The 277-nt window shown below is 68.2% G+C and carries 1 pseudogene; it reads left to right on the top strand.

Going from position 1 to position 277, the window contains the following annotated elements:
• Nucleotides 1-277 (top strand): annotated as a pseudogene (locus tag SB786_RS36120) (hypothetical protein); the annotation flags it as partial.

The raw sequence follows: 277 nt of genomic DNA, 5'->3' as shown, positions 1-277 counted from the left end.
CGTGCAAGACCGGTGCGGCCGATACGGCGCACTGCCTCACGCCCGCCGAATGGTCGGTGGCGCAGAAAATCTACACGGGCCCGACCGACGCCGCCGGTCATCGCTTCCTGCCGGGCAGCCTCGAACCTGGCTCGGAACTGATGTGGGGCTCGTTCGTGCCGCGCGACGCCAACTCGCGCGTGATGTCCGAATCGCTGTTCGCGAGCATGGTGCCGGTGGTCAATCTCGCGCCGTCGCAGGCCGAATCGAGCGCGACGACGTTCCCGTTCACGACCGC

The organism is Burkholderia sp. SIMBA_062 (assembly GCF_046534765.1).
Taxonomy (GTDB): Bacteria; Pseudomonadota; Gammaproteobacteria; order Burkholderiales; family Burkholderiaceae; genus Burkholderia; species Burkholderia ambifaria.
Note: the sequence above shows the minus strand (reverse complement) of the source record. Positions and strands in the feature narration are given on the sequence as shown.